Annotated in this window: 10 protein-coding genes; 8 read left to right on the forward strand and 2 right to left on the reverse strand. The window is 35.9% G+C overall.

The features are described 5' to 3' along the window. Both HRT72_11300 and HRT72_11305 read left to right on the forward strand, forming a co-directional pair. Positions 1 to 811 (forward strand): SDR family oxidoreductase (locus tag HRT72_11300; protein NQY68289.1); only part of this gene is annotated, 811 nt, incomplete at its 5' end. Then, positions 808 to 1431: a hypothetical protein gene (locus HRT72_11305; protein ID NQY68290.1), complete on the forward strand. Its 624-nt coding sequence runs from the start codon at positions 808 to 810 to the stop codon at positions 1429 to 1431. The genes HRT72_11300 and HRT72_11305, both read left to right, overlap by 4 nt. Here the strand turns inward: HRT72_11305 and HRT72_11310 are convergent. Next, on the reverse strand, positions 1411 to 2379 hold the full coding sequence (locus HRT72_11310) for a hypothetical protein (protein ID NQY68291.1): 969 nt from the start codon (positions 2377 to 2379) through the stop codon (positions 1411 to 1413). The two genes, HRT72_11305 and HRT72_11310, sit on opposite strands and share 21 nt — an antisense overlap. 183 nt (positions 2380 to 2562) lie before the next feature. Between HRT72_11310 and HRT72_11315 the strand changes: the two genes are divergently transcribed. Then, the gene (locus HRT72_11315; GenBank protein ID NQY68292.1) at positions 2563 to 3408 is read left to right on the forward strand and encodes an FkbM family methyltransferase; all 846 of its coding nucleotides are present in this window, start codon (positions 2563 to 2565) and stop codon (positions 3406 to 3408) included. 11 nt (positions 3409 to 3419) lie between these two features. Beyond that, complete coding sequence (locus HRT72_11320) at positions 3420 to 4562, forward strand: LegC family aminotransferase (GenBank protein ID NQY68293.1); 1143 nt, start codon at positions 3420 to 3422, stop codon at positions 4560 to 4562. On the opposite strand, the gene HRT72_11325 is transcribed toward HRT72_11320, so the two are convergent. Beyond that, entirely contained in the window at positions 4554 to 5591 is a 1038-nt protein-coding gene (locus tag HRT72_11325) for a glycosyltransferase family 4 protein (protein ID NQY68294.1), read from the reverse strand. The two genes, HRT72_11320 and HRT72_11325, sit on opposite strands and share 9 nt — an antisense overlap. 59 nt (positions 5592 to 5650) lie before the next feature. Here HRT72_11325 and HRT72_11330 point away from each other — a divergent pair, with 59 nt between their 5' ends. The 4 genes from HRT72_11330 to HRT72_11345 are packed head-to-tail and all read left to right on the forward strand — an operon-like array spanning position 5651 to position 10085. After that, positions 5651 to 6286, forward strand: a complete 636-nt coding sequence (locus tag HRT72_11330) for a hypothetical protein (GenBank protein NQY68295.1) — start codon at positions 5651 to 5653, stop codon at positions 6284 to 6286. Between the two features lie 4 nt (positions 6287 to 6290). Further along, on the forward strand, positions 6291 to 7328 hold the full coding sequence (locus HRT72_11335) for a glycosyltransferase (protein ID NQY68296.1): 1038 nt from the start codon (positions 6291 to 6293) through the stop codon (positions 7326 to 7328). Between the two features lie 11 nt (positions 7329 to 7339). Beyond that, positions 7340 to 8029 (forward strand): NTP transferase domain-containing protein, encoded by a 690-nt coding sequence (locus HRT72_11340; protein NQY68297.1) that lies wholly within the window; start codon positions 7340 to 7342, stop codon positions 8027 to 8029. A 25-nt stretch (positions 8030 to 8054) separates the two neighbouring features. After that, complete coding sequence (locus HRT72_11345) at positions 8055 to 10085, forward strand: glycosyltransferase family 39 protein (GenBank protein ID NQY68298.1); 2031 nt, start codon at positions 8055 to 8057, stop codon at positions 10083 to 10085. Positions 10086 to 10131: the final 46 nt, after the last annotated feature.

Consider the following 10131-nt stretch of genomic DNA (forward strand, 5'->3'; position numbering starts at 1 on the left):
CGACATTAGAGACAAAGAGAAAATGAATCAAATATTTCTAGAGGAAAAGCCCAATATCATAGTTCATTTAGCCGCTATTGTCGGAGACCCTGCCTGTAAGGCGCTTCCCCTTGAAGCCGAATCTACAAACGATAAAGCTTCGGTATACCTTCTTCAGCTCGCCAATCGATACAATGTGGAACAATTTATTTTTTCTTCTACCTGTAGCAATTATGGAAAAACGAACGACGATGAGATAGTTCATGAAGACTCGCTTCTTAATCCAGTTTCTTTGTATGCCGAATCGAAAGTAAATTTCGAAAAGCTGCTTTTAGCCAATAGTAACACCTCACTGAATACTTGCGTTCTTCGATTCGCTACTGTATTTGGCATCTCTCCGAGAATGCGATTCGATCTCACAATTAATGAATTCACACGAGATTTACACTTAGGGAAGGAGCTGCATATTTATGGTCCACAGTTTTGGCGACCATATTGCCATGTGCAAGATCTTGCTCGGAGCATTTCCCTCATTATAGAAAGTGACCGTAATAAAACCAATAGAAGAGTTTTTAATGTTGGTAGTAACAAAGAGAACTTTCAAAAAGCACAACTCGCGGAAAAACTAAAACATGTTATTCCAAACTGCCAAATAGCATTCGTTGATAAAGAAAAAGATCCTAGAAGCTATCAGGTTTGTTTCGACCGTATTACAAATGAACTCGGCTATACGATCACTAAAAACGTCGATCAAGGCATTGAAGAGATTAAAAATATGTTAGCTAATAAAGAAATCACCGATCCGTTTCACGAAAAGCACAGAAACACTTGAAAAACTTATTAGCCATTATTCCTGCCAGGCAAGGATCTCAACGACTCACGGATAAAAACTTCACAGACTTTGAAGGAATACCTCTATATCTAAGGGCGGTTGCACAAGCCCTCGATCTCCCTTTTGTATCTCGAACTATTTTATCCTCAGATAAAAACCAACAAGAGCTTACTCTTCCTGCTAAGGTAGAATTTGACCAAAGGCCGGAAAACCTATCCCTAGGTGAAACTTCTAGTTCAGAATTAGCCAAATACCTTTGGGATAAATATGGAAAAAACCATGATGGTATTCTTTGGTTACAGCCGACTTCCCCTCTTCGCAATACAAAAGATCTTATACAGGCCTATTCCGAATGGAATAAAAAAAGTGCAATGGTAAGTTGTTATAAGGGAGAAGGTAAGTTTCCTAGGTTCGCGTACAATGGAACGCTGAATAATATATCCGAGGGGAATGAAGTATGCCTAAATGGAGCAATGTTCTTTCTCGCTCCAGAAGATATTTCTAATCCAGATTGGTCTATTGGCGCACAACCTTACTACATGAGTAGAGACTCTAGTATTGATATTGATGACAAATCGGATTGGGAACAGGCGGTTCGATTATTCCAAACAAAGCTTTAAAGCATGTTCTAAATCTTTGGCAAGAAAAACACTTGGCAATAGATGTTTTTTCTTAATTGTCCGTTCCCATTTTAAATGTGTAGAGTTGTACAAATTCATCAATGAGATTGTCTTTACATGTTCCGACAGATGATTCAAAGCGGCACTATGAGCTCCTATCATACACTCCTTAACCGAATTAGCATAACACTCAACAGGAAGACTTGTATCTATAACAGTGAACTTTTTCAAGTCTTTGTGCAATTCTATATTTGGATGTTTTTTCACAACCACCCTTTTCTCCTTTTCTTGTAGAAAATCTAGAATATGAATAACAGAGCTAACATAACTCTCTGAGTCATACCCATTATCGATAAAGAGCACATCGCATTCAAATTCGTTAACTCCCTTTAAAAGACTATCACAGTTCTGTTTAAATATTGTGGGATCAATTTCTGGCTCATCAACAGTTTTAAATTCTTTCTGTAATTCACTAATACCCATTCCTACCAGGTAATTCCTTCCATCATTAAACAAAGCGAGGTCTAATCCCAATAGTTTCTCCATCCTCAACTTTTGTTTAAATCGGTATCGGCCAGAATCGCTTAACATCCAAAGAGAAAACAAACTAACATCTTTATGAACCAGGTCTAATAAGCTAAATACAACATAGTTAGACTTTCTTAATTGATGTAACACATAAAGGTCATAGATCCCATAAGCATAGAATCCAAATTGGATCTTTTCACCTGAAAACTGTTTAGTAAACAAATCTAACTCCAACTTATAAGACTCAGATATACCTTTCCCATCCCCGGTTTCTACAGGAATATAGAAACAAGTAATAGAGTTATTTGCGGCAAAATCTTTAATTCCCTTATTCCGAGTAATTAATTTGATATCCCGAACGATGTATCTTCTTAAAGCCTGATAAACAGAATTGAATGAAGGAGCATAAATGCAAATCATGTTGGGTTCACTTAATCTGTAACGAAATTAAATTGATGATCAAAACAAACGTAGTTATTTATTGTGGAGATATTAAACCCATTTAACAATGAATAAAACATCATATATAAATGAGTTTTACCTCTTGTTCATAGTACAAACTCCCAACTATTTAACTTTCTTTGATATCAAATAAAAGTAAGCATGACAAGACAAGGCAATTTGATTTACGACGTAGGTATGCACAAGGGTGAGGATACTGCGTATTATCTAAAAAAAGGCTTTAATGTTATTTCTTTTGAAGCAGATCCAGACCTAGCTAACGCATGTCGAGATAAGTTCGCCAGCGAAATAGACCAAGGGAAACTTACTATTGTAGAAGGTGCAATCGTAACTATTAAAGAGGGTGACGATGCCAATGAAAAGATAAAATTTTACAAAAACAGCAAACAGTCTGTATGGGGAACAGTGGTAGATGACTGGGCTGAGCGCAATGAACAATTTGGTTCAGGGAGCACTATTATTGAAGTTCAGAAAATAAACTTTGCCGATTGTGTGCGGAAATATGGAGTACCTCACTACTTAAAAATAGACATCGAAGGAATGGATACTGTGTGCTTGCACGCACTCCTGGAGTTTGATGAGAAACCAGCCTATATCTCTATCGAGTCGGAAAAACTAAACTTCGATCAGCTTGTTAAGGAATTTGATTTATTCTCAGAACTCGGATATTCTAACTTTCAAAACGTAAACCAAGCATTAATCTCGAAACAGCAAGAACCTAATCCGTCTGAAGAAGGCCACTACATAGGAGAAACATTCATTTCAGGAAGCACAGGCTTGTTTGGAAAGGACCTATCCGACGCTTGGATTTCAAGAGAACAGTCAATCGAGGGTTATAAAAAAATATTCGACGGTTATAAAAACTTTGGAGACAAAAGCCCTTTCAGGAATACATATATCGGCAAAAAAATAGTTCGATATATGAATAAACACTGGGGATTCCCTGGGTGGTTTGACACCCATGCTAAACACAACTCTATAAAATAAGCTCTTTCACTATGCCAAATGCGATAATAAGTGCAATTAAAGAGCTCTATCCTTCTAAGAGTATTATTCCTCTACATGAACCTCTTATAGGTAAAGCTGAAAAAGACAATGTTACGAAATGTTTAGAGTCTACATTTATTTCTAATTCGGGCGAGTATATCGATCTATTTGAGAAGAAAATAAAGGAACTGAGTGGTGCTAAATATGCATTAGCAGTAAATAGTGGCACTAGTGCATTGCATCTTTCGTTAGCTGGACTTAATATTAAACCTGGCGATGAGGTAATAACACAGTCCTTTAGTTTCGTTGCAACAGCAAATGCTATTTCATATCATGGAGCGACTCCCATATTTATGGATATTGATGACCAGACACTCGGAATGGCTCCCAACAACCTTTTCAATTTTCTAAATGAAATGGTTGATGTAAAGGATGGAATTCCATTTAACATAGAAACAGGTAAAAACATTGCCGCTTGTATTCCAGTACATACACTTGGTCACCCTTGCGAAATAGAAGACATCCTAGCCATTTGTGAAGAAGTAAATCTACCCGTATTAGAGGATGCTGCAGCCGCATTTGGCTCTACATTTAACAACCAACAAGTAGGTACGTTTGGAAAAGCAGGTGCATTCAGTTTTAATGGGAATAAATTATTTACTACCGGAGGAGGTGGCGCCATAGTAACAGACGATGAAGAATTATATAATACGATTTCTCATTTAGCGAAAGTTGCCAAGGTTGAAGATTCTATTAATTTATTGCACGATAAAATCGGGTACAACTGCAAGATATCGAATTTGCATGCTGCTGTTGGCTGTGCACAATTAGACCGTTTTAATGAATTTCTCGAAAACAAAAGAAATTTAGCGTCGGAATACACAAATTCATTTTCGGATTTGGAGGCAGAGCTGATACAAGAGCCTATCAACTGCAAATCCAATTACTGGATGAATGCTCTGCTATTTAAGAATACATCTAGTAAAGAAGTATTTATACGAGAATCTCAAAAGGAAGGAATACTTGCCAAAGCGGCTTGGACTCCCCTGCCTGAACTCGAGATGTACAAGAGTTGTCTTTGTGATGATCTTGAAGTGACGAATGACCTTGTGAATAGAATGGCTTTTATTCCAAGTAGTCTACTACTAGAATAACTCCTTATACAGTTTAACAACACTAATTCTAGAATAGAGATCCTCTACCAGGGTGCGCGTATTATAATTAGAATAATTAGAAATACATCGATGCACTTTATCTCTTAACTCTTTCGCATTAGAAATGTCATTCAATAGTTCTCCTGTTTGACCAGGAATCACATATTCAGGGATTGCTGTTACGTTGCTACCAACAACTGGAATATTACAACTCATTGCTTCTAAAGCAACCAAACCAAGGCTTTCTGAATGACTTGGAAACAAGAGGATATGTATTTGTTCGTAATACTCTTTCATCGATTCCCCCTCAAAAGGTTTATGCACTACTACTTTCTTACTAGCCCTTAGTCTTGGCAGATACCGGTCTTTTTCGAAACCATAATTTATTACATGAAGTTTAATCTTCATTCCCATATCCTGCTCTATTTCTGGAATTAAGTCTAAGAAAGCCAAAATCAATTCAATGCCTTTTTCAGCAATTAATGACGATGCAAAACCTAAGTGCACCTCACCAGCTAGTATTTTTTTTTCTACATTATACCATTCGGTGTCGACACCTCCACTCGGACTAATAATTATTCTTTCGTGTTTAATTAAGAAATTCTCCATCATCCCCCTTTTAATATATTCGGAAGGAGCTATGTGAATAAAATCAGCTCTAATAGCCTTCTTCATACCTTCATTCATCCGTTTCAGACTAGCAACATTATTTCGAAGTTCACTGCCATGCCAATGAATCACAACCTTTCTCATTTTACGAGTCTTCCTTTGTAAGCCCGAATACAAAAGATTAAAATGATTTATATATACGACATCATACTTTTGATAATCCCGAAAGGTGGCAAGGCGCAAGAGGTAAGTAAAGGCATCGATAATTTTCATCACGCCCTTTGTCTTATTTATGGTGCTAACAAGAAGCTGAACAGTGCTGCCACTATCCGACAAACAACCTTCAATTCTCTTGATATAAGAAGCAATCTGAGGATCTTTTTCTGTGGGATACCTATTATTCAATAATAGAATTTTCATAAATCCAGGAGCCGTTTATTTAATTATCTTTGATTTTATAACATAAAGATAGCAAACGTATGATTTTTGGAATAGGAACAGGCCGTTGTGGTACACAGAGCTTGTCTAATCTTTTAGATCAACAAAAAGGGCATCACCTTACACACGAATACGAGGGCCCTATCCCTTGGGAGTTAAACCCAGTTGCCATTAAAGCACACATCCAGAAATTAGAAGCAAACAATTTTACTGGTGATATAGGTTTTTATTTTTTGCCATATATAGAATATATCCTCACAGAAATCGATTCAAACGCTAAATTCCCTTGTTTACAAAGAGATAAAGAACAAACTGTTAACAGTTACTTTGTAAAAAGTGGTAACAGGAATCCATGGAGTATTCATGATGGAAGCAAATATTCAATCGATGCTAAATGGGATTTGGGATATCCAAAGTATGATACCGATGACAAATTAGAAGGTATTAATATGTATTACGATGAGTACTACAAAACGGCGAATGAGCTATCCATAAAATTCCCGAATAATGTAAGGGTATTCCCTACTGACGATTTAAATACGGACGAAGGAGTTAGGAACATACTTCAGTTTTGCGGAATAGAAAATCCAATAGTAGAAACTAAAATCGCATCAAACAAGCTTATCAAAAAACCATGGTACCAACGAGTATTTCACAAGCTTTTAACCTCTAAGTAAATCTTTGGAAACACCTAGGAATATTGTCGCTTCTGTAGTTGTGTGTATGCACAACGAGGAAAAGTATATCAGGCAGTGCCTAGATTCTCTTGTCAATCAAACTTATAGTCATGAACTTTTTGAGATTATCGTTATCGATGATGAATCGAATGATAATTGCACGAGTTATGTTCAAAAAATCATCAAAGAGAGAAAAGGTCTATTTCCTAGGATAAACCTTACCCGAATAGTAAACAGCAAATTATCCATTGCTAGAAACGAAGGGATAAAAAGATCTAATGGGGATTACATCATGTTTATTGATGGAGACGCCGTTGCTAATTTAGATTGGCTGGAAGCCTATGTAGATGTCTTTGAGAAAACTAAATGTGATTACAGTGGCGGTAAAATAGAATTACTGAATACAAAAAATCCCTTCGCGCGGCTGCTACAGGAGACACGCTTTAAACAATCGATGAAAAGCGTAGATAGTCCAAATTTTCTTCATGGTGTTAATATGGCTTTTCGAAAAGAAGTCTTTGAACAGTATGCCGGATTTTGCGAAAATTTATTTAGAGGAGAAGAAACAGCATTTACATTCTTAATAAGGAAAGACAGAATATGGGCCCCAGCGGAGAAAGCTATCGTACTTCATGAACGTCACGAATCGTTTAAGGCTTGGTGGAATATATATATAAAAGACATTTCGATGTCGTACAGAACGAACAAGGTAATAGCTCAAAACTCTATACTTCTTGCACTTAGACATCAAGTTAATTATGTAAAATCAATTTGCTTTTACCTCCTGGTTATATCCTCTTTTTTTATCGAGAGTTTATGGATCCTAGCGTTACTCTCTCCAATATTCCTTAAGCAAGGAGCCATTTTTAAACGCTACGGGAACTTCAAATACTACTTCTTCTCCGTTTTTGTAGCATGCGCCGATCTCGTAATTCGCATCTACTACATTACGTTTGGAATAATTAAAAATATAGGTGTAAAACTTATTCCTGCCTTTACGAGCAATCCTAAAGTATTGCTAGAAAACACTACAGAAGTATAACTCCATAGTTAATGGAAGCAAAAAACAAAATATACTCAAACATCCCAATAGTAATAATGGCTGGAGGAATCGGATCTAGATTAAGTCCGCTTACAGACAACCTTCCCAAAGCGCTTTTAAAGCACGAGAAAAAACCAATTATTGATAAAATAATATCGTCGTTTGCTACTCAGGGATCCAGTGAGTTCTACCTTATCCTAAACCATCTTCATCAATTAATCATTGATCATATTGACACAAGATTACAAGAAGAACACACATTTAAATTTATCATAGAACAAGAAAAACATGGAACAATTGGAGGATTAAGCCTTATTGACAAAACCTTTACTTCTCCTGTTGTCGTTACAAATTGTGATGTCTTAATAGATGTTTCTTATTCAGAAATTCTCAATTATCATATTAAAGCTAAAAATGATATAACAGTAGTCTTTACTAAGATTGAAGCAGAATCAAGTTATGGAGTGTTAGAAATTGATGAGAACAACGATGTGATCGATTTGAAGGAAAAGCCCAAAAGAACAATCAAGGTACTTGTTGGCCTATACATATTAAGTCCTGAAGCAATTAATACTATTCCAGTTAAAACATATTTTCACATAACAGAACTTATTCAGAAACTAATTTCTAAAAAGAAAAAGGTAGGTTCGTTTGAAATTGATTCTAAGAAATGGACCGATTTCGGAATTCACAAAGACTGATCACGAATCAAAGTTGTCTTAATAAATGAGAATTACCAAGCTATCCATATCTGTAATCATTCTTCTCTTTACGTTAGGATATCTTCTTCACGGTAAATACATCAACGAATTCCCTACTTACGTCCATGCCTGGACTCAGGCAGACAGGTATGCGATAGCACTTGGGTTTGGCAATAATGATTTAAATTTTTTCAAACCAGAAACCTATTCTTTACTCAAAAACTCAACAGAAATAAATGGTTGGAAGGTTGAAGCCAATCAAAGTATCACCTCAGTAGATTTTCCAATCCACGATTTCATTCCGGGTTTAATCATGAAAATATCAGAAAATAAATCACCTTGGATATTTAGGGGCTACATTCTACTATATGGGTTTCTCGGATTGTTTGTGCTTTCTAAACTTGCGTTCCTTTTGACCAAAGATGAAGGGAAGTCCTTTCTCATTACAGTTTTCGCAGCTACCTCCCCTGTTTTTGTTTACTACCAAAGTGGTTTCCTTCCAACGATTCCTTGTATTGCCAACGTAATCATCGGTTTCTACTTCTATTCTAAGCACTTGTATAATGCGTCGCACAAAGACTTTGTTACAAGTTTAATATTCCTCTCTCTAGCTAGTTTAAGTCGAAGCCCATTGGCAATTCCATTGATAGCAGTGTTGTCCGTAGAAGCTCTACGGTTTCTTCGAAAAGAAAACGATTTAAAAACGAAGCTTATACCCATAGTTTTATCCATAGTGACCATCATCGGGTACTTTGCATACAACAGTTATTTATCCAAAACATATGGATCCGTTTTTCTAGGCAATCTGATGCCGGCCACAGACTTCAATGATGCTTTTGATATTTTTAGAAATATCAAGAATAGGTGGTTAACTGAGTATTTTACATCTTTTCATTATTGGTTATCTATTCCAATAATTATTGGTGGTCTATACGGGCTCTTTATAAATGCACCATTAGAAAAAGAGAAACAGACTTTATTTATTCTAATCAGCATCAACATTATTGGATGCTTTGGATATTCAGTATTAATGCTAAAACAGTTTACCCACCACGACTATTATTTTCTTGACACATTTTATGTACCAATTATTCTTTTAATACTGCTATTGATTTCTTTAATCCCAACGCCTACTTCCAAATGGGGTAAATATATTTCCATTGGTGCCGTTATTCTTTTCGCGTATCCCACAATATTAAAAGGAATAGAACTTCAAGATAAAAGGAGGACCATACACCACAACAATAGAACTATTGCAACAACTAATAACTTTGAAGACTCAGAAGCTTTTCTCGACTCTTTAAATGTGCCTAAGAATGCTCAGATACTTGTACTAGATGCTTACACGACTAGTATTCCATTTATATTAATGAACAGAAAGGGTTATCCCCTACTTACAACGAGCAGAAAGAATCTAATCAAATCTCTTGAATGGAATTTTGATTTCGTTGTGATCCAAAACGAATTTTTCGTCTCTGACATTTTTAAATATTATCCAGAAATACTTAAGCGCCTTAAAAAACTAGGCGATAATGGTAAGATTTCCGTTTGTGTTTTAGACGACAATATAGAAGATCAAACATTAAGCGATTTCGTTGAGTTTGGCGCTAGAAAACCATTATTTGAATCCAATGTATCATTCGAAAATAAGCCAGATAACAAATGGGAAAATGTAGTATACACTTCGAATTTTCATTCCACGGGAGATAGCGCTGGAATTCTGAAAAAAGATGACATCTATGGGATAGCCTATAAGTCAACTGAGTTAGATGTAATAACTAGTAGAGCGGCTAAGCTTTATTTTAGTGCCGACTTTTTACAAAATGGAATTGATGAAATAACACTCGTTGCAGCTGTTGCTGCTAACAAAGAGAACATATTTTATCAAGCCCACGATTTAAGAAAATTACTAAAAGAGAAAAATGAATGGGAACATATCGAGTTGCTATTCGATCTTCCTCAAGTCAAAAGCGAAGAGTACGAATTTTCTCTTTATCTATGGAATAGATCCAAAAGCCAATTATTCATGGACGATTTCGGATTTCGGATTTTCTAACAAATTCAATCTCTTACTACAGCTGTTGGAGATAACTCGTTAATTC

This window comes from Flavobacteriales bacterium (genome assembly GCA_013214975.1).
Taxonomy (GTDB): Bacteria; Bacteroidota; Bacteroidia; order DT-38; family DT-38; genus DT-38.

What these genes read in the sequence shown, in the direction of transcription:
- HRT72_11310 (NQY68291.1), bottom strand. Translation starts at nt 2,379, where the DNA reads ATGATTTGCATTTATGCTCCTTCATTCAATTCTGTTTATCAGGCTTTA.
- HRT72_11315 (NQY68292.1), top strand. Translation starts at nt 2,563, where the DNA reads ATGACAAGACAAGGCAATTTGATTTACGACGTAGGTATGCACAAGGGT.
- HRT72_11320 (NQY68293.1), top strand. Translation starts at nt 3,420, where the DNA reads ATGCCAAATGCGATAATAAGTGCAATTAAAGAGCTCTATCCTTCTAAG.
- HRT72_11325 (NQY68294.1), bottom strand. Translation starts at nt 5,591, where the DNA reads ATGAAAATTCTATTATTGAATAATAGGTATCCCACAGAAAAAGATCCT.
- HRT72_11330 (NQY68295.1), top strand. Translation starts at nt 5,651, where the DNA reads ATGATTTTTGGAATAGGAACAGGCCGTTGTGGTACACAGAGCTTGTCT.
- HRT72_11340 (NQY68297.1), top strand. Translation starts at nt 7,340, where the DNA reads ATGGAAGCAAAAAACAAAATATACTCAAACATCCCAATAGTAATAATG.
- HRT72_11345 (NQY68298.1), top strand. Translation starts at nt 8,055, where the DNA reads ATGAGAATTACCAAGCTATCCATATCTGTAATCATTCTTCTCTTTACG.